This window comes from Kribbella sp. NPDC050124 (assembly GCF_044460355.1).
Taxonomy (GTDB): Bacteria; Actinomycetota; Actinomycetes; order Propionibacteriales; family Kribbellaceae; genus Kribbella.
The window spans coordinates 889,142-908,478 of record NZ_JBITJU010000001.1 but is presented as its reverse complement, the minus strand read 5'-3'; the positions used below and the strand labels follow the sequence as shown (position 1 = coordinate 908,478).

Genomic DNA, 19,337 nt, shown 5'->3' with positions numbered 1-19,337 from the left:
CCTAGAACGCGTCGGTCTCCGAGGTGGAGGCGTTGCCGAAGGGGGTGCGGGCCAGGCTGATCGACCAGTCGAAGGATCCGTCGAAGCGGGCGTCGTACCGCTTGTACTGGCAGTCCTCGGTGAACCGCCGGTTGGCGGCGTCCCAGCCGGTCCCGGACTTGAAGTCGGTTTCGGTGGCGGGGGTGCTCGACATGGTCGTCGTACTGCTCTGTAGTGCCGGGGCGTCACCGGCTTCCGGCTCGGTGCTGCATGCCGCAGCCGCCAAAAGTGTGATCCCGATCGCCGTTGCCGTCCACCGCCGCACAGTCACCCCCAGTGACTCGTTCCGTGCGGTCAATGCTTCCCGGCGAACTCCACGGTGCGGGCCGGATGTCCGGTTGCTGTCAGTTGCCGCCGGTCTCGTTCGGGTTGTAGGCGCAGGCGTCGTTCAGGTTCTCGGTGGCGCCCGGGGTGACGGTCGGCTTCGGCGACTTCGGCTTCTTGGTGGTCGTCGTACCACTGGAGGGCTTCTTCGTCGCGGTGGTCGACGGGGTGGAGGCAACCGGCTTGCTCTTCGGGTTGATCGCCTTCTGCACGAGCGCCTGCATCGCCTCGTAGTCCGGGTTCTTGCCGGTCGGGAAGTTCTTGCTCTTGTCCAGGTCGACGTTGGTGACGTTCGCGCCCTTGACCTTCAGACCGAGCTCGATGAACGCCGGCAGGATCTCCTGCGGGATGTCGGTGCGGAGCAACTGCTTGCCGGCCGACGCGATCTGCTGGTACTTCGTCACCAGGGTGGCCGGCTGCACGCTGTTCACGAGCGCGTGGATGGTGCAGCGCTGCCGCTCCTGCCGGGACGGGTCGCTCAGACCGTAGCGGCCGCGGGCGAACCACAGCGCGTGGTAGCCGTCGAGCTTCTGGTCCGGGCCCGGCTCGATGTAGCCGGACGGCTTCCTCTCGCTGTTCGAGCCCGGTCCGGCGCCGTAGTCGCCGCCGATCGGCACCCGGTAGTTGACGTTGACGGTGATCCCGCCGACCGCGTCGATGATCTGCCGGAAGCCGGCCAGGTTGACCTGCATGTAGTAGTCGATGTCCAGGCCGAGCGCGGCGCCGGCGGCCAGCTTCACCGCGTCCGCGCCCTCGTTGTCGGTCTGGCCGAGGATCCCAGGGTGCTGCCTCGGGATGTTCTCGTACATCGCGTCCAGGTAGTACTCGGGCTGCTCGACGTTGCCCATGTTCGGGTCCCAGAAACCGTCCGGGTACACCTTGTGCAGCGGCGAGTCCGCCGGGAACGGCATCCGCATCCAGTTCCGGCTGAGCGAGATCAGCGAGGTGTCACCGGTCTTGGTGTCGATACTGGCCACGATCACCGTGTCGGTCCGGGTTCCTTCCCGGCCGACGCCGTCGTCGGCGCCGAGCAGCAGCAGGTTCAGCCGGGGGGTCTTCGCCCACGGGTCCTTCTTGTCCACCTTCGGCCGGGTCGCGCTCTTGGAGTCGCCCTCGGATTGGAACACGCTGCCGACCAGGTCGCGCTGCGCCATCACGGTCTGCGCCGCAACAGTCGTCGGTACGGCGATCGCGAAGCAGAGCAACCCGACGAACATCGAGCCCGCGAGCCGGCCGGTGTAGGTCATGCTCACCGGGCGGAGCAGCTTGTGCGAGGCGACCACGATCCAGATCCAGCAGGCGCCGAGACCGACCACGGCTGCCGTCGCGATCAGCAGTTGGCGGGGCGAGACCGCGAACGCGAGGACCGAGTCCCGCCGGGTCAGGCCGACGTACGCCGCGAGCAGCAGCAGGCCGATGCTGATCGTCAGCACGAACGCGCCCAGCTTCTTGCGGCCGCCCATCACCAGCCCGGAGCCGGGGACCAGCGCGCTCAGCAGGGTGAGTCCGATCGCCTTCGACGCCGTACGGGCCCGCGGCGTGCGGTGCCGGGACCGGTTGGCTCGAGGCGCGGACCTCCGTCCGGCAGCGCGAGTACTCCGCGACATGGCTCCGTTCCCTGATCGACGACGTGGCGGCCCTCCGTCGGCCGCGTGCAGCGGCCCACGGTACTTCAGACGCCCACGGCACCCACTCGGTTGACGTGATGCTGGCGACCCCCGTCGACGCGAGCCAGATTACAGGTGCACCGGGCTAGTCTCCCAACGTGGCACCTCCGGCACGCAGAGTGGCAGCAGCCCCGCTTTGCTGCGGACCCGGTCGAGCGGATAGTCTTGGCCGTCGTCGAGTTCCCCTGCGGGAACCGTCGGAGGAGGCGTCGCCTAGTCCGGTCGATGGCGCCCGCCTGCTAAGCGGGTTGAGGGTAACCCCCTTTCGCGGGTTCAAATCCCGCCGCCTCCGCAGCAATTGAGAGGGCCGCCACCTGGCGGCCCTCTACTTATTTGCTCATCAACTGCCTGGCTTCGGCCAAGCGTTCGACCGAGCGGGGGGTCATTGGCTCGAGGGAGACGATCAGGTGGTCTACGGCTAGGTTCTGGTATGCCGTGAGGGCTTCGCCCAGCTCCTGGACAGTGCCTTCGAAGGCGCGGGTCTCCGGGTCCGGGACTGGCGGTTGGTCGGGGTCGCGGACGATGATGCCGACCGTCTTCGCCACTGTGCGGCCGGTCTTGTGGGCCGCGTTGTTCAGGGTGGTCAGGCGGTCTTCGAGTTGCTCGGTCGGGGCGCCGTACCACGCCGTGTTCCACGCGTCGGCCCATTCGGCGGTCAGGCGCATCATTCGGGGGCGGTGCCCGGCAACCAGGATCGGGATCGGCCGAGCGGGTGGCGGCTCGAGCACCGCCTCGCGGACCTGGTGGTAGGTCCCGTCGAAGCTGACCGTCTCACCGCGGACCAGCCGCGCCACGATCTCCAGCCACTCCTCGAACCGCCCGACCCGATGGTCCGTCGGCAGCCCGAACGCCTCGTACTCCGGATCGTGCCAGCCGGCCCCGACCCCGAGCACCAGCCGCCCGCCCGACACCTCGTCGAGGGTCGCCGCCATCTTCGCGGTCAGCCCCGGATCCCGGAACGACGCGCACAGCACGAGGTTCCCGAGCTCGACCCGGGTGGTGACAGCGGCGACCGCGCTCAGCAGCGTCCACGCCTCGTGCATCCCGAACAACTGCCCGTCCGGCGCCTTGTAGAAGAAATGGTCGGCCAGCCAGACGGAGTCCATCCCGGTCCGGTCGGCGGCCTCGGCCACCGCCCGGACGTCCTTCCACCCCGGCACCGCTCCACCAGGTCCGTCCTCACCGCCGACAGGCAGCATCACTCCGATCTTCATGCCGCCAACCTATCCGCGGCGCAGCCCGGCGCACGGGTAGCGGTCAGCCCACCCACGGCCCAACGCCGCTGAGTCGGTCCACCGTGATGTGGGTGACATAGCCAGGCGGCAGGTCGTCGCCGGGCAGGAAGTCGGCGTCCGGCCCGATGTAGGTCTTGGCCAGCTTCCGCAGCACCTCGACCGCGCCGCCTTCGGTGATCCGGGCGGTGCCGGTGATCACCAGGTACTCGGTCAGACCCATCTCGTTCATTCGATCGGTCTCGATCGACAGGACCACCCGGCCGTCGCGCCGGATGTTCTTCACTTTCCGGTTGTTCGGCACATGCGCCGCGATGATCTCGTCGCCGTCGAGCCCCACCCAGATCACCGAGACCTGCGGGCTGCCGTCCGGATTGATCGTCACCAGATGCCCAAGGGCGTCCGACTCGAGGACCGTCCGCGCGTGCTCAGGAATCCGCATGCCACCAAAAGTACGCCTGACCACCCCTGGCGAGGGATCATGCTGGGTATGAGGCCGTACCCGGATCGGGCGGCTGCGGGCCGGGCTCTGGCCGACGAGCTCGGCGAGGTCGCCGGATCAGTCCTGGTCCTGGGGCTGGCACGCGGTGGTGTACCCGTGGCGGCGCCGGTCGCGGACGCCCTGGGAGCGAAACTGGACGTGCTGATCGTCCGCAAGCTCGGCCTGCCGCAGCAACCCGAGCTCGCGATGGGCGCGATCGCGGGCGTCGGCGGCGAGACCCAGACGGTCCGCAACGAGCCGGTCCTGGCCGAAGCCGGTGAGCACGCGCTGGCCGACGTACTCGAGGAGGAGACTCGCGAGCTGCGGCGACGCGAGCTGGAGTACCGCGGCGACCGCCCGGCGATCGACGTCCGCGGGAAAGTGGTGATCCTGGTCGACGACGGCCTGGCGACCGGCTCGACCATGCGCGCGGCGGTGGCAGCGGTACGGCGACAGCAGCCGGCCCGCGTGATCGTCGCCGTACCGGTCGGTGGCACGGAAGGCTGCCGGCAACTGGCCATGGTGGCAGACGAGGTGGTGTGCGCGTGGACGCCGGTGTACTACACCGCGGTCGGCCAGGCCTACCGCGACTTCTCGCCGGTCGAGGACGAGGAGGTACGGCGCATCCTCGCCGAGCGCCCGTGACCGCGCCTGGCGCCTCGCCTGTGACCGTGCCGGTGATCAGAAGAGCGCGGCGCCCCGGCCGGTGGGCCAGGGCGCCGCGCTTTCCGTCCGACGTGCCGGCTTCCGAATCGGCAGGTCGGAGTCTGGGTCAGCCGAGCCGCGCTCGCAGGTTGTCGAGCTCGAGCTTCAGCGTGGCCGGAACCTTGTCACCGAGCTTGCCGAACCACTCCTCGATCAGCGGGAGCTCGGCGCGCCACTCGTCGGCGTCGACCTTCAGCGCGATCGCCAGCTCCTCGTCGGTCAGGTCGAGACCGGACACGTCCAGCGCGCCGGCGGCCGGCACCCGGCCGATCGGGGTCTCGACCGCGTCGGCCTGGCCCTCGATCCGCTCGATCACCCACTTCAGCACCCGGCTGTTCTCGCTGAAGCCCGGCCAGACGAACTTGCCGGCCTCGTCCTTGCGGAACCAGTTCACGTAGAAGATCCGCGGCAGCTTGGAGGCGTCGTGCTCCTTGCCGACGGTCAGCCAGTGGTCGAAGTAGTCGCCCGCGTTGTACCCGAGGAACGGCAGCATCGCCATCGGGTCCCGCCGTACGACGCCCACCTCGCCGACCGCCGCCGCGGTGGTCTCCGAGGACAGCGTCGCGCCCATGAACACACCGTGGTCCCAGTCCCGCGACTCGGTCACCAGCGGCACCGTGGTTGCCCGCCGGCCGCCGAAGATGATCGCCGAGATCGGCACGCCGTTCGGGTCCTCGTACTCGTCAGCGATGATCGGGCACTGCTTGATCGGGGTGCAGAACCGGCTGTTCGGGTGGCTGGACAGCTCACCCGACTCCGGCGTCCACTCCCGGCCCTTCCAGTCGGTCAGGTGGTTCGGCGGGGTCGGCGAGTAGCCCTCCCACCAGACGTCACCGTCGTCGGTGAGCGCCACGTTCGTGAAGACCGAGTTGCCCTTCTCGATCGTCCGCATCGCGTTCGGGTTCGTCTTCCAGCCGGTCCCCGGGGCCACGCCGAACAGGCCGAACTCCGGGTTCACCGCGTACAGCCGGCCGTCCGCCCCGAACCGCATCCAGGCGATGTCATCGCCGAGCGTCTCGACCTCCCAGCCCTCCAGGGTCGGGTCGAGCATCGCCAGGTTGGTCTTGCCGCAGGCGCTCGGGAACGCGGCCGCGATGTAGTGGACTTTCTTCTCCGGCGAGATCAGCTTCAGGATCAGCATGTGCTCGGCGAGCCAGCCCTCGTCCCGAGCCATCGCGGACGCGATCCGCAGCGAGTAGCACTTCTTGCCCAGCAGCGAGTTGCCGCCGTACCCGGACCCGTAGGACCAGATCGCCCGCTCCTCGGGGAACTGCACGATGTACTTCTCGTCGTTGCACGGCCACGGCACGTCCTGCTGCCCCGGCTCCAGCGGCGCCCCGACCGAGTGCAGGCAGGGCACGTACGGCGCGTCGGTGCCCATCTTCTCGAGTACGGCGGAACCGGTGCGGGCCATGATCCGCATCGACGCGACCACGTACGCCGAGTCGGTGATCTCGACCCCGAACATCGGCTTCTCGGCGGTCAACGGGCCCATGCAGAACGGGACGACGTACATCGTCCGGCCGCGCATCGAGCCGCGGTACAGCCCGGTCATCAGGGCCTTCATCTCGCCCGGGTCCATCCAGTTGTTGGTCGGACCGGCGTCATCCTCGTTGACCGAGCAGATGAACGTGCGCTGCTCGACCCGGGCGACGTCCGACGGGTCGGTGCGGGCCCAGAACGAGTTCGGCTTCTTCTCGTCGTTCAGCCGGACCATGGTGCCGGCCGCGATCAGCTCGTCGGTGAGCTTCGCGTACTCCTCGTCGGAGCCGTCCATCCAGTGGATCCGGTCCGGCTGCGTCAGGGCGGCCACCTCCGCGACCCAGGCCAGCAGTCCGGCGTGCGTCGTCGGGGCAGCACTCAGGTCGTAGGCCTCGGCTTTGAGGGGCTCCGTGTCGGCGGGGGCGTCGGCTTCGGTATGGGTCGGGCTGGCGGTGGTCGTCATCGGCGGCTCATTCCCTCTCGGCTGTCGGACCCGGCGGCCGACCTGCCCCTCGACGCTGAGGGGAGGTACGGCTCCGGCCGCCGGGGTCTCCGGCGGTGCGATCCAGCTGGCTGGCGGTGTGATCTGTCGCATACCAGTGCGTCCAGTGGACGTATACCAGTGTGCAAGTGGTACTAACGGTACGCGACTCGAACGCGTGCTGAGAACCACGAGCATGTGAGCCCGCTCACAAAGTTTTCGCGACAATCGCTTTCCGGTGAACCTTGTGAAAATGAGAACGGCCCGCGCTCATCGCGCGGGCCGTCGGTGAAGAATTTTCGGCGGATCAGCTGGTCTGCCGCCAGATGTCGTTCACGATGCGCTGGACGTCCGTTTCCTCTCCGGCGACACCGGTGGCCATCACACCGACCAACCACCACTGACCGCCGCTGATGAACGCGTGCGTCATCGTCAGCGCGTACACCTTCGTCTTCTGCGAGTCACCTTGCTCGGTGAACCAGGTTCGCGCGTCCTTCGCGGTCTCCGGCGCGGGCGCCGTGAAGGCGGCCGTCCACGCCTTGTCGAACGCGGGCCGGTCGGCCAGGCAGGCGGCCAAGTCAGTGCACGGGTGCAGCGCGACCCGTGCGTCGAGCGTCCCGCGTGGCCGGTCCCTCATCGCGGCGGTCTGGACGCGGCGGTAGATCGCCGTACCGGACTCGCCGAGCGAGGTGACCTGCGGCGGACGCGGCCAGCCGAAGGCGAACGGGAGGCCGGCAGTCAGGACCGGCTGCACGTCCGCGCCGGCCGGGTACGTCGCGCCGAGGACGCCCGGGGCACCGGTCGCGGGCTTGTACTTCGCGGTCGTGATCCGCGGCACGCCGGGGAGCAGGACCGACGGCGGGAGTGGGCTCGGGGTGACCGCGGCCGGCACGGCCTCGATCGGCTCTTCCTTGACCGCACTGCCGATCGTGGAGCCGACCGAGTACGTGACGGTGAAGACGAGCAGGACGATGACGACGGCAACGACGTAGACCCAGCTGCCGATCTTGTGCCGGTACTCGCGGGCGAGTTCGACCTTGGACTGCTGTGGTTTCGCGGACTGCAGCGCTGCTTCCATTGCGCTTTGCAGGGTCTGCTCTTTGTGCTCTGGCTCTTTGGGCTGGTCCTGCTGAGGCGGGCCGTCCGGCGGGATGGCGCCGTACCCGCTCAGCTGGGAGCGGACCGCCTGCAGGGACTCCTCGTCGTTGCCGAGGACACCGTCGAGCGGGTCGATCAGCCGCTCGGCGCCGGATTGGCCGGGGACCAGCTGCGTGATCGCGTACGGGCGGTCGGCGCTGAAGTTCGCGGCCCACAGCGGTGTTTGCAGCTGCCCGGGCTCGAGTGCGGCGCCACGACCGGCCTGCACGAGGCGGTCGCGCACGACCTCGTCACGTGCGCCGACCTCGCTCAGCAACAGCGCGACGACCTCCATCCCGGTGAAGCTGCGGCCGCGCCACAACTCCGCCAGCGGATGCGCCAGCAACTGCTGGTCGAACTCGTAGCCGGGGATCTGCGGCGTGCTGTTCACTTCGACTCCCAGATCGCGCGGTCCGCCAGCACCAGCGCCGCCTGCTCTGCGCTCTTCTGCTCGACCGGGTAGGCCGTGTACTCCACGTTGACGACGACATCTCCGCGCTGCACGACCGCACGGACCGACCACGACTGGCCCGCGATGCCTTTCGCGGTCGCGCTCAGCTTGGTCGGGTACGGCCGCTCGGGGACGGCGTCCAGGGGGCTCCGGTCCCACGTCCACTTGGCGTTCTGCGCCGGGTCGAGCGGCGGCCGGCCGGCGCCGAAGTCGCGTCCGCCGTACGGCGTGATGGTCAGCTTCACCTGGGCAGCGGCGTAGGTGCGCTGCGAGCGGGGGTCGGCTTGCGCGGCGCAGGTGATCACCGAGGTTCCCGCCTGGGTCAGCGAGACTTCGGCCTTGGATGCCTGAGGCAACATCGCGGACACGTCGCCGATGCGTTCGCACACGTCGGTCGCCAGCGTGCGGGCCGGCAGGATGTCCTCCGGCTGCACCGGGTCGCCGAGCGCGAACCCGATCCCCGCCCCCGCGACCACAGCGACTCCGCACGCGATCGCCGTACCCCGCACCAGTCGACTCGCCATGCCCGCGACCTTAGCCACGCAGAGGTCCTCCCTTACCCATCAACGACGCGTCGTTAGACGGGTGCAGACTGCAACCGGTTCCTCTGGTTTCGCCGCTGGCGGTTCATGTCACCTCTGGCGGGTTGCAGCAGGCCAGCGGTGACACAACCGGTCAGTCCAGCAGGGTCTTCACCGAGCCGCCCGACTCGGCCAGCTTCGTCCCGAGGCCGTTGAGCGCGTCGCCAACGGTCGCGAGGATCCCGGACAGGTCCTGCAGGTTCCCGGCCAGGCTCTCGATCTCGGTCGCGACCCCGCCGATCTGCCCGCTCCCGTCGTTCAGCTTCTTCGCCGCCGCGTCCCCGATCCCCGGGATCTTGTCCAGCTCACCGGCCAGCCCCGACAGCATCCCGGCCGCGTCCTTCAGCTTGTCCTTGGCCGCGGTCATCGTGGTCGCGCTCCCGGCCAGCGCCTTCCGCGCCCCACCTTCACCGTCGTCCCCGACCAGCGCCCCAGCCGCCTTCGCCGCCTGCTCCCCCGCCTCGGCCAGCCCCGACCCGATCGTCTTCAGCAACTCCGGCAACTTCCCGAGGAACTCCACCGCATCGTCCGGCAGCCCCCGCACCAGCTTCAGCACCTTCTCGATGTCGTCCGAGTTCTCCATCACGAACCCGACCGCCTTCTGCACGTCCCCCAGATCGCGCCCACCCAGCAAGTCCTCGATTCCCATGCCCCGGATCGTAGGACCGCAAAACCCTCCCCACCCGCCCGCCGCACCGCCCGCAACCCACCCGACGAACACCCCCTCCAGAGCCGATTGGCCTACACCGCCCCCCGCCATGTATCGTTACTCGACGTTGTCCAGCGCTCGTAGCTCAACGGATAGAGCATCTGACTACGGATCAGAAGGTTGGGGGTTCGAATCCCTCCGAGCGCGCCACCTCTCACCACCTGCGGTCGACCCACGCGACCGCTACGCGAGCTCCTACGTCGCCCGCTCGCCAGCCGCTCCCACCCACCCGGCTGCACGCGCTATTGCGCTTCACTCGACCAGCCCGTGGTCCCGCCGACTCGTGCTCAGTGAGCCCGCCCGAGGACACGCCTCGACAAAGCCGGTTGAAGAGCTCCGGTCCGCACGCAATGAGCAGATCATCTAAACCCGGCAATTCGCGCAACGGCGATTGGCTGATCGCCACCTGTCAGGATCGCCGGTCGCGCCACCGAATACTTGAACGTTCTGCGCATAGCGCCGGCATTTGCTGACACCTGCGGTCACGGCTGGCGAGGTCAGCGAATCAACAACGGATCTGTCGATCGGCGCATCAGGAGCGAGTTGCCGACCTGGTCGGTGAATCCCCAGCGACGATAGAAGGGGACGAGCTCTGGCTGGCAGACCAGTTCGATGCTCCGCACCTGTGCAAGCTGGGGGTTGTGCACGATGGCGTCCATCAGCACCGCGCCGTAGCCTGAGCCACGGTGCTCTGGCGCGATGACGACGTCGAGCACCAACGCGAGGTGGACGTAGTCGGTGAGGGCGCGACAGAAGCCGACGATCCGGTCGTGCGACGAATCGACCAAGGCCAAGACAACGTCGGACTCGCGAAGGATCCGCTGGGTTTCCTCGACTGTTCGGTTCGCCATCCACCAGGCAGACCCGAACAGCTCCATCAGGTCGTCAAGCTGCTGGTCGTCGATGTGGTCTTTGATCCGTACATCCTCGTTGCCGGCCATGCGGCATTCTGGGGATTCGCCAGGGTCACGGCGCTAGTTCAGATGTCGCTAAGACCTCCGGTCAGGTGAGGCGCAAGCGGCGGTCTCGGACGGCTCGGCGTGGGTTGGGGAAGACGCGGGTTTCGTCGTACGGCTGATGGTATGGAGGCAGAGCCAGAGTTGGCCGAGGAGCCGACTCAACACGACGCGCAGGGCGCCGGCGTGGCGATCACCGCCGGCCCGGCGCGCGTTGAACAGATCCTTGGCCGGCCCAGGTCTGGGGTGGTGACGAAGGCCCAGACGAACCCGGCCGCGGCGAGGCGGTTATTCTTCACCCGACGATGGGCGATCGAGTCGAGCGACCGGAGGCGCGGGTGATAGTGGCTTGGTGAACGGCCGCCACAGGCCAGGGTCCCGCTCTTGCCAGAGGCCTCTCAGACCCGAAACGTGTCAAGGATCCACTCCCGCGCCAGCGACCGTTCGGATGTCATTATGGGGACTGGGCAGACGTGGCGGCGGAGTCGCGCGGATCGTCCCAATCCTCCCGGCGCACGAAGACGAGATCGGTGATCGCGACTGCCTGTTCCAGGTGGTCCGCGCGGCGCGTGCACTCGACGTACACGAGCGTCGGATAGGCCGCATACTCCGGTTCCGCGGGCTCCCCGAGGTCATCGTTGCGCTGGACGTAGACCAATTCGGCGTAGGCGGTACGCCAGTCGCCGGCGAGGAAATAGTCGCCTCCGCGCCAGTCGCTGCTGCGCGGCTCGAATACCAGCCCCAGGGTGCGACCTAGCAGGTCAGCAACACTCGTCAATGCGTCCGTGCTGGCAAACGTCAGTGAGGTCAATGCGGGACGGCTCACCCGGGGCATTGTGCCCGATCGCGGCCAGCGCGTGCTGCGCACGCGATCAGAAGGGATCAGCCGGTGTAGATGGGGTCAGCTGGCCGGCATCAGTTTCAAGCTCGCGGCCAGGCGGTGAGCGGGCCTGCTACCGAACTAGCACGCGGGAGCGCTGGTCGGTGTGCACCGACTCGTCTTGTGTTGCGCCTGGTTCCGCACGCCGATCCGATCGACGTCCAATCACAGGCCGAGGTGGCACGGCGCGCCATCTGGCCAGGGTCGCCGCGCTGGCGAGCCGGGCGCAGGATCGGTCGCCCTCCTGGCAGCCCCCGGCTGCCTCGCGTTCGTCAGTTCCCAGCGGTGCCGGCGTGCGGGTTGGGGTCACAGTGAGCCAACTCGGGAATCGGTTGGCTCGTCGGGCGGATGGTCGGGGCAGAATCATCGTATGAAGAAGCCCAATGTCGATCCCGTGGTTGCGCGTAACCGGAAGGCTGCGCATGACTACCAGCTGGGCGAGTCGTGGGAGGCGGGGATCGTGTTGCAGGGGCCGGAGGTGAAGGCGCTCCGTGCTGGGCGGGCGTCGCTGGTCGGCGGTTTTGCGATGGTCGAGGATCGGGAGATCTGGCTGCATGGCGTGCACATCCCGCAGTACTCCCAGGCCCGCTGGTTCAACGACGGCTCACGCCGCAAGCGGAAGCTGCTGCTGCATCGTGCCCAGATCGACAAGATCGAGCGCAAGGTCAACGAGAGCGGCCTGTCGATCGTCCCGTTGACCCTGTACTTCAAGGACGGCCGCGCGAAGGTGGAGATCGCCCTGGCCCGCGGCAAGAAGACCTGGGACAAGCGGCACACCCTCGCCGAACGCGAGGCAAACCGTGAGGTCGAGCGTGCCGTCAACCGCCGGCTGAAAGGTCGCCGGGACTGATCAGCGGTGCCTACGAGTGCTCTGTTAGCGTGCGCGGATGGAAGATCTGGGGCCCGTGGCGTGGCCGCCCGAGCCGATCAAGACCGAGCGGCTCGTGCTCCGTGAGTCCGAGGCGCGGGACCGTACGGCGTTCATCGAGCTGCTCGCCTCGCCAGACGTGAACGCCTACGTCGGCGGTCCCCGCACGCGCGACGAGCTCGAGCGCGAGATGCCAGACGTCCCGCAGCGGTGGCCCGGGAGTTTCGTCGTTGAGCTCGACGGGACGATGATCGGCCAGATCCTGCTCAGGAGAGCAACGGCGGACCATCGCCCGGCTGCCGTGGGGAAGGCCGATCTCGGCTACTTGTTCCTGCCGCAAGCATGGGGATTCGGGTACGCCGCCGAGGCCTGCACGGCTGCACTCGCCTGGTTCGACGGCGTCTTCCCCGGCGAGCCGGTAGTCCTCACGACCCAAACCGCCAACCTCAGCTCAATGCGCCTCGCAGCGAAACTGGGGTTCACAGAAGTCGAGCGATTCGAAGCCTGGAACGCCGAACAGTGGCTCGGCCAGCGCGCCCCGGTCGCCTCGTCGAGCTGAGTCCTTAACGGACTCGCCGGCCGGTGTCGGTCGAGTTCTCGCACGTGAGATAGCGCGCCCGGTCAACCGCTGCGGACCGGGCCAACATGCTGAACCCGAGCTGGGTGGCCGCTGGCGTACTACATCGACGGACTCCGTGCGCTGGTTGTTCCGGTTAGCTGCGCTCGCGGGAGGTTTGGCGGTCGTCACGACAACGGCCGAAGTCCGGCCACCATCAGTTGGTGTCGCGCGTCGCAAGTCAGACCGATGATTCGCCAAGAGCCGCTCGGCCCTTGTTGCCGGCAGGTGTATCTCGCGATCGACATCCTTGCCGTCGACAATGAACTCGAGTGAATCCGCATCGGTGTAGTAGCGGTAGATCAGCCTCCCGAGGTCCTCAGCCGATGCATTCTCCATTCCGAGACCTCTGGAGAGGGCGACGATGTCGCCGGCGTCCTTGCGACGTTGGGCGATCAACTTGGTGGCCAACAGGAACTCGTCGGTGGCGTACGTGATGTGCAGACCGGGCGTATCGCTGCGTTGCAACGCACCTTCCGGAAGTGGCGGCATCCACGGGCTTGCGCGGGTGTTCAGCCAGTCTTCGGGGAGCTTGCGTTGGCTTGCCATCGCGCGAGCTTCCTCGACCACCGCCTCATCGCGCGTGATGGCATCAATGTCCTCGGTACGGCGAGGGTTGTCGCCCGAGGTCACTGCAATCGCAGCGCCTCCGACGACGAAGACCGATGCAGAAATGCCACGTGTTCTCAGTCGTTTGTCGAGCTCTGAGAGGAGATCGATGATTTCGGCGGCCGTGAATTCGTTGCGGGGGTCGCTCATGCGGTCACCAAGTCGCGAGCAGGGACGAAGATGTTGACTCGTGCCAAGTAGTCCGGCGTTTGCTCGATGATCTCGTCGCGGTCCAGGAACGGATGCTCGGGAACCCACGGATCCGCGAGAGCCTCGACCTTGCTCCAACCGGGTGGTTCTTCGCCTGCTGTCCTGAACTCGTGTGCAGTCAGGACGGCGAGCAGCGTATCGAAGCCTGGGTGACCAGTCGTGCCGGGCGCTGCCTCCCAAGCAGCTTCCGAGCCATCGCGACGGCGCAACAGCAAACGAAGGTGGTCGCGGCCCTGAAGCAGCATCCGCCACGCCCATTCCTCGTCATGCGCCTCGCGAATGGCCGTCGCCGTCGCCGGAGCGGTCATGATTCGATACTCGCGCGCTGCGTGGAGGGCACGAGCAATCCGTCCAGCCCGCAGGAAGAACTGCGCCGTCGGCTTGGTGCTGCCAGTCCGGTAGGTGGAAAAGCGGGAAGCAGAAGTGCCGAGGGCCGTGGCGAACGCAGCCTGAGACAGCCCACTCTCGGCGAGGGCGCGGTTGAGTGTTTCAATGACTGCCAGGCTGTCCTTGTCCATATTGGCACCCCTAGACCTTATCTAATCAGATAATAGTCTGGCTCGTCCGCCAAGCCAACATCACCGAGACACAGGCATCTCCGGTTGGGTCAGAGTCCGGATGGAAGGGCTGGGAGCCAGTCGGTGTGGCGATCGCGGATCGCGTCCCGGGTAGGTACGTCGGGGAGGATCACGTCTGCGCCACCGTCGTACGGGCAGAACAGCCAACTCAGGTCTGGGGCGGCGAGGACGACATGAGCTTTGTCGTCGGCGACAGCCGTCAAGAGCACATTCAACTGGGAGTCAGTCAATCCTGTGCGCACCCACAGATAGCACAAGCCGAGATCCGGCTCGTCGCCTTCCACCCGGCGCCATGGCCACGCGCCGGGGACGTGTGTCTTGGACCAACCGGTTGCCAGATCTCGTGGCCCCCAGTCCTCAGCGATGACGACCAAGTGTTCCGGGGCATTCTCGCCCGGCAACTCTGCCAAGACCGTGCGGTGTCGCCGGATGATCTCGGCGTACTCCTCGGGAGAGTCGGCGTAGCGTTTCGACTCCGGCAGGCTGTGGAACCGGACCCAGCGTTCGCAATAGGGTCCTCTCAGCCGATGGCCGATCGGGTCGGCCTCGGACCAATTGCGCTGCCAAGCCTCCGTCATCGCATGGCAGCGACCGCTGTTCTCCGGTACGTCGAACTCGCCGGTCAGACCTCGAAGCTTCTGCCACCTCCAGCGAATGGCATGCCGGACCCGCCACAGAACGTCTCCAGGCAACAAGATCGTTGGAGGTGCCATGTCGGAAGCGTAGAGCCACGAGTCCGGCTTATGCGGCGGGGCAGGCGGATAACCGTTTGCCTGGTTGCATTGCGTCGCCCAGACTCCGGCTGCATGGATGATGACGAACTTGCGGTGTTGTTGAGGAATGAGCGGTATCCGCGGTCGGCTGGATATTCGGGTCGGTGGATGGTGGATGGGGTGATGGGGCCGAATGCTGTATGGCAGGCGGAGGCGTTGAGCGATGTCATGTCGCTCGAGCCGGGTATGCGGGTTCTCGATATGGGATGTGGGACTGCGCTGAGCTCGATCTTTCTGGCCAAGGAGTTCGGGGTTGAGGTGTGGGCCACTGATCTCTGGATCAAGCCTGACGAGAATTTGCGGCGTGTTGTCGAGGCTGACGTCGAAGGTCGGGTTCACCCGGTCCATGCCGAAGCGCATTCGTTGCCGTTTGCCGAGGGGTTCTTCGATGCGCTCGTCAGCATTGGTGCGTATCACTACTTCGGCACCGATGACCTTTATCTCGGCTACTACTCCGGCTTCGTGAAGCGTGGTGGTCAGATCGGGATCGTTCAGCCGGGTCTTGCCGAGGAGTGCGAGACGCTTCCGCCTGCGGGCCTCGCGCCGTACTGGAAGTGGGACTTCTGCGCTTGGCACAGCCCGGACTGGTGGCGCCGGCACTGGGAGAAGACCGGGCTCGTCACAGTCGAGGTCGCTGATCGGCTGCCCGAGGGGTGGCGAGACTGGTTGCACTGGAACGAGGTGTGCGACCGCGACAGCAGCGCGCCGCAATGGGAAGCCGAGATGCTCCGAACCGACGCCGGCCGAACACTCGGCTTCACCCGAGTAGTAGCCCGCCGCAGTAACTAGGCATGTGGTCGAGCAGGCAGACGAGAGAGGCTTTGTCGAGCGGTACGGAGCGCCGTACGGGGTGAGCTGACCGCCTCGATGCAACGGTTCGCGGGAGCTGGCGCGTCCTTCGGGTATGAGCGGTGTGCGGTGGCGTGCGTGGTTGGGAGTTGCCGTTGTGCTGTTGGCGGGGTGTGGGGCCGAGGTCGCGCCTGTGGGTGGAGCGAGTAGTGCGACGCCTGTCGCCGGGCCGACTGCGCCAAGTGGTGCGATTCCGGTGGGGCCTTCGACTGCGGCGTTTGTTGAGCGGGGGCGTGTTGTGGCGGAGGTTGTCCGGGCTGCGGGGATCCCGGAGGCTCCCGAAGGGCTGTTTCTGTACTCGTCGCGGACGCCCGGCCTCGCGTTCGACACGACCGAGCAGAAGATTGCGTGGATTGCTGGGCACGTGAGCTTCGCGCCTGGGGTTCGGCTCGGATCGGGTGGGAGCTCCAGCATCGAGTTCGCGGATGGGTCGAGCCGGCCGGTCAGCGTACTCGACGCGCGGCCTGCGCTGACTGCGGCGATCGGAGCCACTTACAACAACTGCAGGCACATACCGGCAGTGTCGTGCAGGCTCACGATCACCGGGGCTTCCCTGCGGACAGCGGAGGTGACGACGAGCAGCGGTACGGCGATCGTGCCCGCCTGGTCGTTCACCGCGAAGGGACTGTCCAGGCCGATCGTCGCCGTCGCCGTACCTGAGGACGTACTCAAACCCGTGGTCGAGCCCGTCCCGCCGCCCGGTCTGCCCGAGCAGCCGCCAGGCTTCCTCCGGGTCCAGAGCCTCACCAGGATCGACGGCAGCGCGCTCACCTTCAACCTCGGTCACGGAGCTTGCGACACCGACCTTCGAGCTCACGTCCTGGAGTTCGACGACCTGGTGATCGTCGGAGGAACCCACAGTCATGCGTCTCCGGGCCGCGCCTGCCGAGCCATTGGGCTGTCGACACCAGCGTTGGTCACCCTGACCAAGCCGCTCGGAGACCGAGCAGTCATCAGCGCAACCACAGGCACCCGACTCACTCCCAGGTAGCGTTCAGCTTTCTCCGGCGCGGGGAACGTCGTCGGTAGGGTGGGCTTGTGTCGAATGACGCTGGCAGCCGACGCGGCGCGTTCAGGGAGCTGGTTGGCTCGGTCGGTCTCGGTGTTGCGGCGTTGCTTGTGGTGTTCGGGTTCTTCCTTCCCTCGCATGACTATGCCGGCCTCGGGGATCCCGTGCTCGACAGGATTGTGTCGAGCGACGCGCGCGACTCTGCCGCGTTACTGGCAATCGCGACGGTCCTCATCGCCGGTACGACGATGGTCGTGGTCAGGTCTCGCGGATTCGTCATCGCGTCTGCCGTGATCCTCGTCTTGGGACTGATCAACCTCGTTCGGCTCGCGCCGTACTACTGACTCACGGCAACGGCCCGGCCGTAGGCTGTGCGGCGTGAATCGGTGGAGGGGTGGGCTGGTGTGGGCGGTTGGGCTTTCGCTGGTCGCCGTACTGGCTGGGTGTTCGTCGCGGGGAGGAGAGGCTGTGGATGAGGCGCCTGCGCGGTTCACGATCGTTCCTGACGACTATCACGTGCCGTACGCCGGGACCGCCGAGGATGGGCGGAAGTTCTTCCTGAGCGACGAGCTGTTCGATCAAGGGTCGGGGTATGTCGGGCTGTACCTGTGGAAGGCCGACGGCACGTTCGACGAGGTGCGGGTCGACAAGGTTGCCCGTGCCGAAGGGCTTCCGCCGGGGCAGGCGGCTTCGGCCGGTGCGGACGAGGTCGTCGCTGCGCGGCTGGCCGAGCTCGGCAAGTACGTCCTGGAGCCGATCGAGGTCGAGCCGTTCACCAAGGTGGTCGACGGGGTGACCTTCGGTTGGGTGGTCGACCAGTTCGAAGGCGAGTACTCCATCAACATCGAGCCCGGGGACTTCATCGCGTACTACGAACCCTGGGACGGACTCGGGTACGACACGTAGCCCGTCGTACCGCACGGGAAGGATAGTTGCTGTGGGCGGGGCGTCGAGTTGTTCGCGGAGGAGGTCGGCGTGCCCGGTGTGGCGGCTGGTTTCGGTGATGCGGTGGACCAGCACGTTGAAGAGCTTGACGTCTGGTCGCGGCCACCAGGGGACGTGGCCGGGGGCGTCGATGGGCAGGGCGTCGATCGTTGCGTCGGCGTGGTCCGAGACTCGGCGGTAGCGGTCGATGATCTCGGCGCGGGTCTCGTGCTCGGTCGCCCACATGTCGGTGCCGCGTTGGGACTCGTCGTCCCATCGAGGCAGGGGCTCGGGGAACGGGCGGCCGAACACTTCGCCGAGGTACCTGGCCTCGGAGAGCCTTCGCGAAGTCATCAATCACGAACCCCAGCCTGCCAGCCACGCGCTTTCACCTCGACCTCACCAGGCTGCGGCTTGGTTGCCTTGATCACGTAGTAGGCGGGGAGGTGTGCGGCGGTGGGGCCTAGGCCGGGGTAGATGTCTGGGGAGGCGGCCTCGAAGAAGGTGTTCAGGTGGAGGCCGGTGGTGGTGAGGGCTGTGATGACGTCGCTGGTCGGCCAGACGAAGGCTGAGAACGGCGGGGGTTCGGACTGGCCGCGGGCTCCGAAGGGGCGCTTGGCGTCGTCGGTGTCAGCACGCGGTACGGCGCGGCCGAAGTAGTCACCGGCTACGGCCAAGTGGTTGTGCCCACGTACGGCGAGAACCTCCCAGAGCGGATGGTGTTCGCAGATCAGCACCGATCCACCGGGGCCCGCACGTCACCGGTCAGCTCTCGCTCGAAGCCCTCCAACGCCAGCCCACCGTTCTCGAAGAACTCAGCGGGCTCCCCCTGCCGCACCGGAGCGATGGCATTCCAGCTAGCCCGGTTGGCCTCAGTAATGCGCCGGATCGCAGAAGTCATGCGCTCACGTTAGCGAGGGCTTCGCCGACCGTTGGCCAGGTTGGGCGGGGTAGGCCGGCGCCGGTGCCGGGGAGGGTCAGGAGGGTGGCGGAGGGGATTTCGGTGGCTACGGCTTTGCCGTTGCCGTGGGGGAAGAAGGGGTCTTCGTCGCCGTGGATGACCAGGGTGGGGGCGGTGATCTCGGGGAGGCGGTTGCGCCAGCGGGGGCGGCAGTCGATGGCGGCGAACGCTGTGCCGAGGTGGCTGGCGCGCTGGGCTTTCGCCGTACGGCGGGATCGGTCGAAGATCTGGCCCGCCGTTGCCCGGGCATCCTGTTCGTCGAACCCGGCAGAGCCGCCGAGCAACGCGGCCGAGCCGGTCATGTAGTCGATCACGCTGTCGCGGTCGGTCCAGTCGGGCTGCGGGCGGCCGAAGAGCTGTTTCATCACCTCCGGGTCGTGGTCGGGCAGGTCCCGGTCGACTCGGCCAGGTGCGACCGGGCGGGTGGACACCAGGGTCAGCGAGGCGACCTGGTCGGGGTGGTCGAGTGCGAGCAACTGCGCGACGAACCCGCCGACCCCCAGCCCGGCCACGTGCGCACGCCCCAACTCCAGCGCCGTCAACAACTCGGACGCGTCGGTCACCAGGTCTCGCAGGGTGTAGGTCGGCTTGTCCGGGTCGACGTACGTGGACTGGCCGGTGTCACGCAGGTCGTAGCGCACCACGTACCGGCCGGCGAGCGCCGCACACAGCTCATCCGGCCAGCTCTCCATGGTGATGCCGATCAGCAACACCGGCGGGTCCGCCGGGTCCCCGAACGTCTCCACGCACAACTCGACACCGTTGACCTCGACCAGCATCTCGACTCCTCTCGAACTCGTCACACTGTTCCGACG

23 protein-coding genes, 2 tRNA genes and 1 pseudogene are annotated in these 19,337 nt (G+C 67.4%); 9 read left to right on the top strand and 17 right to left on the bottom strand.

Annotated elements, in window-relative coordinates; translation table 11 throughout:
* Window position 1: 1 nt before the first annotated feature.
* Together ACIBL3_RS04560 and ACIBL3_RS04555 are read right to left on the bottom strand one after the other, a co-directional pair.
* A complete protein-coding gene (locus tag ACIBL3_RS04560; RefSeq protein ID WP_396351770.1) occupies window positions 2-310 on the bottom strand; it encodes a hypothetical protein in 309 nt (102 codons plus the stop codon).
* 73 nt (window positions 311-383) lie between these two features.
* A complete protein-coding gene (locus ACIBL3_RS04555) occupies window positions 384-1,970 on the bottom strand; it encodes an LCP family protein (RefSeq protein ID WP_396351769.1) in 1,587 nt (528 codons plus the stop codon).
* Between the two features lie 262 nt (window positions 1,971-2,232).
* On the opposite strand from ACIBL3_RS04555, the gene ACIBL3_RS04550 reads away from it, so the two are divergent.
* Window positions 2,233-2,322: transfer RNA gene (locus ACIBL3_RS04550), tRNA-Ser, on the top strand.
* A 37-nt stretch (window positions 2,323-2,359) separates the two neighbouring features.
* Here ACIBL3_RS04550 and ACIBL3_RS04545 read toward each other — a convergent pair.
* Both ACIBL3_RS04545 and ACIBL3_RS04540 read right to left on the bottom strand, forming a co-directional pair.
* The gene (locus ACIBL3_RS04545; protein WP_396351768.1) at window positions 2,360-3,244 is read right to left on the bottom strand and encodes an LLM class flavin-dependent oxidoreductase; all 885 of its coding nucleotides are present in this window, start codon (window positions 3,242-3,244) and stop codon (window positions 2,360-2,362) included.
* Between the two features lie 43 nt (window positions 3,245-3,287).
* The gene (locus tag ACIBL3_RS04540; RefSeq protein WP_396351767.1) at window positions 3,288-3,704 is read right to left on the bottom strand and encodes a TIGR03618 family F420-dependent PPOX class oxidoreductase; all 417 of its coding nucleotides are present in this window, start codon (window positions 3,702-3,704) and stop codon (window positions 3,288-3,290) included.
* A 48-nt stretch (window positions 3,705-3,752) separates the two neighbouring features.
* On the opposite strand from ACIBL3_RS04540, the gene ACIBL3_RS04535 reads away from it, so the two are divergent.
* Window positions 3,753-4,388, top strand: a complete 636-nt coding sequence (locus ACIBL3_RS04535) for a phosphoribosyltransferase (protein WP_396351766.1) — start codon at window positions 3,753-3,755, stop codon at window positions 4,386-4,388.
* Window positions 4,389-4,515: 127 nt separating this feature from the next.
* On the opposite strand, the gene ACIBL3_RS04530 is transcribed toward ACIBL3_RS04535, so the two are convergent.
* From ACIBL3_RS04530 to ACIBL3_RS04515, 4 genes are all read right to left on the bottom strand, one after another.
* Complete coding sequence (locus ACIBL3_RS04530; protein WP_396351765.1) at window positions 4,516-6,393, bottom strand: phosphoenolpyruvate carboxykinase (GTP); 1,878 nt, start codon at window positions 6,391-6,393, stop codon at window positions 4,516-4,518.
* Window positions 6,394-6,718: 325 nt separating this feature from the next.
* Window positions 6,719-7,939: a hypothetical protein gene (locus ACIBL3_RS04525; RefSeq protein WP_396351764.1), complete on the bottom strand. Its 1,221-nt coding sequence runs from the start codon at window positions 7,937-7,939 to the stop codon at window positions 6,719-6,721.
* Entirely contained in the window at window positions 7,936-8,523 is a 588-nt protein-coding gene (locus ACIBL3_RS04520) for a hypothetical protein (protein WP_396351763.1), read from the bottom strand. Before ACIBL3_RS04520 ends, ACIBL3_RS04525 begins: the two co-directional genes overlap by 4 nt.
* Window positions 8,524-8,674: 151 nt before the next feature.
* Entirely contained in the window at window positions 8,675-9,229 is a 555-nt protein-coding gene (locus tag ACIBL3_RS04515; protein WP_396351762.1) for a hypothetical protein, read from the bottom strand.
* A 134-nt stretch (window positions 9,230-9,363) separates the two neighbouring features.
* Between ACIBL3_RS04515 and ACIBL3_RS04510 the strand changes: the two genes are divergently transcribed.
* A tRNA-Arg gene (locus ACIBL3_RS04510) sits at window positions 9,364-9,439 on the top strand.
* A gap of 347 nt (window positions 9,440-9,786) precedes the next feature.
* Here the strand turns inward: ACIBL3_RS04510 and ACIBL3_RS04505 are convergent.
* Together ACIBL3_RS04505 and ACIBL3_RS04500 are read right to left on the bottom strand one after the other, a co-directional pair.
* Complete coding sequence (locus ACIBL3_RS04505) at window positions 9,787-10,230, bottom strand: GNAT family N-acetyltransferase (RefSeq protein ID WP_396351761.1); 444 nt, start codon at window positions 10,228-10,230, stop codon at window positions 9,787-9,789.
* A 469-nt stretch (window positions 10,231-10,699) separates the two neighbouring features.
* A complete protein-coding gene (locus tag ACIBL3_RS04500; RefSeq protein ID WP_396351760.1) occupies window positions 10,700-11,071 on the bottom strand; it encodes a hypothetical protein in 372 nt (123 codons plus the stop codon).
* Between the two features lie 424 nt (window positions 11,072-11,495).
* On the opposite strand from ACIBL3_RS04500, the gene smpB reads away from it, so the two are divergent.
* Both smpB and ACIBL3_RS04490 read left to right on the top strand, forming a co-directional pair.
* Window positions 11,496-11,975 (top strand): SsrA-binding protein SmpB, encoded by a 480-nt coding sequence (gene smpB / locus ACIBL3_RS04495; RefSeq protein ID WP_396351759.1) that lies wholly within the window; start codon window positions 11,496-11,498, stop codon window positions 11,973-11,975.
* Window positions 11,976-12,012: 37 nt separating this feature from the next.
* Window positions 12,013-12,552, top strand: a complete 540-nt coding sequence (locus ACIBL3_RS04490; protein WP_396351758.1) for a GNAT family N-acetyltransferase — start codon at window positions 12,013-12,015, stop codon at window positions 12,550-12,552.
* On the opposite strand, the gene ACIBL3_RS04485 is transcribed toward ACIBL3_RS04490, so the two are convergent.
* The 3 genes from ACIBL3_RS04485 to ACIBL3_RS04475 all read right to left on the bottom strand — a co-directional run bounded on the left by ACIBL3_RS04485 (window position 12,445) and on the right by ACIBL3_RS04475 (window position 14,719).
* The gene (locus ACIBL3_RS04485) at window positions 12,445-13,368 is read right to left on the bottom strand and encodes a DUF6036 family nucleotidyltransferase (protein ID WP_396351757.1); all 924 of its coding nucleotides are present in this window, start codon (window positions 13,366-13,368) and stop codon (window positions 12,445-12,447) included. The genes ACIBL3_RS04490 and ACIBL3_RS04485 overlap by 108 nt on opposite strands.
* Complete coding sequence (locus tag ACIBL3_RS04480) at window positions 13,365-13,946, bottom strand: helix-turn-helix domain-containing protein (RefSeq protein WP_396351756.1); 582 nt, start codon at window positions 13,944-13,946, stop codon at window positions 13,365-13,367. The genes ACIBL3_RS04485 and ACIBL3_RS04480 overlap by 4 nt, the downstream gene beginning before the upstream one ends.
* Before the next feature lie 89 nt (window positions 13,947-14,035).
* Entirely contained in the window at window positions 14,036-14,719 is a 684-nt protein-coding gene (locus ACIBL3_RS04475; protein WP_396351755.1) for a hypothetical protein, read from the bottom strand.
* Between the two features lie 93 nt (window positions 14,720-14,812).
* Here ACIBL3_RS04475 and ACIBL3_RS04470 point away from each other — a divergent pair, with 93 nt between their 5' ends.
* From ACIBL3_RS04470 to ACIBL3_RS04455, 4 genes are all read left to right on the top strand, one after another.
* On the top strand, window positions 14,813-15,568 hold the full coding sequence (locus ACIBL3_RS04470; RefSeq protein WP_396351754.1) for an SAM-dependent methyltransferase: 756 nt from the start codon (window positions 14,813-14,815) through the stop codon (window positions 15,566-15,568).
* 298 nt (window positions 15,569-15,866) lie between these two features.
* Window positions 15,867-16,619, top strand: coding sequence for a hypothetical protein (locus ACIBL3_RS04465; RefSeq protein WP_396351753.1), 753 nt, complete (start codon window positions 15,867-15,869; stop codon window positions 16,617-16,619).
* Window positions 16,620-16,666: 47 nt separating this feature from the next.
* Window positions 16,667-16,981: a hypothetical protein gene (locus ACIBL3_RS04460; protein ID WP_396351752.1), complete on the top strand. Its 315-nt coding sequence runs from the start codon at window positions 16,667-16,669 to the stop codon at window positions 16,979-16,981.
* A 124-nt stretch (window positions 16,982-17,105) separates the two neighbouring features.
* A complete protein-coding gene (locus ACIBL3_RS04455) occupies window positions 17,106-17,543 on the top strand; it encodes a hypothetical protein (protein ID WP_396352319.1) in 438 nt (145 codons plus the stop codon).
* Window positions 17,544-17,597: 54 nt separating this feature from the next.
* Here the strand turns inward: ACIBL3_RS04455 and ACIBL3_RS04450 are convergent.
* From ACIBL3_RS04450 to ACIBL3_RS04435, 4 genes and pseudogenes are all read right to left on the bottom strand, one after another.
* Window positions 17,598-17,915 (bottom strand): annotated as a pseudogene (locus tag ACIBL3_RS04450) (DUF664 domain-containing protein); the annotation flags it as partial.
* Window positions 17,915-18,298: a hypothetical protein gene (locus tag ACIBL3_RS04445; RefSeq protein WP_396351751.1), complete on the bottom strand. Its 384-nt coding sequence runs from the start codon at window positions 18,296-18,298 to the stop codon at window positions 17,915-17,917. The pseudogene ACIBL3_RS04450 and the gene ACIBL3_RS04445, both read right to left, overlap by 1 nt.
* Window positions 18,292-18,462 (bottom strand): hypothetical protein, encoded by a 171-nt coding sequence (locus ACIBL3_RS04440; RefSeq protein WP_396351750.1) that lies wholly within the window; start codon window positions 18,460-18,462, stop codon window positions 18,292-18,294. Before ACIBL3_RS04440 ends, ACIBL3_RS04445 begins: the two co-directional genes overlap by 7 nt.
* Window positions 18,459-19,301 (bottom strand): alpha/beta fold hydrolase, encoded by an 843-nt coding sequence (locus ACIBL3_RS04435; protein WP_396351749.1) that lies wholly within the window; start codon window positions 19,299-19,301, stop codon window positions 18,459-18,461. The genes ACIBL3_RS04440 and ACIBL3_RS04435 overlap by 4 nt, the downstream gene beginning before the upstream one ends.
* Between the last annotated feature and the right edge of the window lie 36 nt (window positions 19,302-19,337).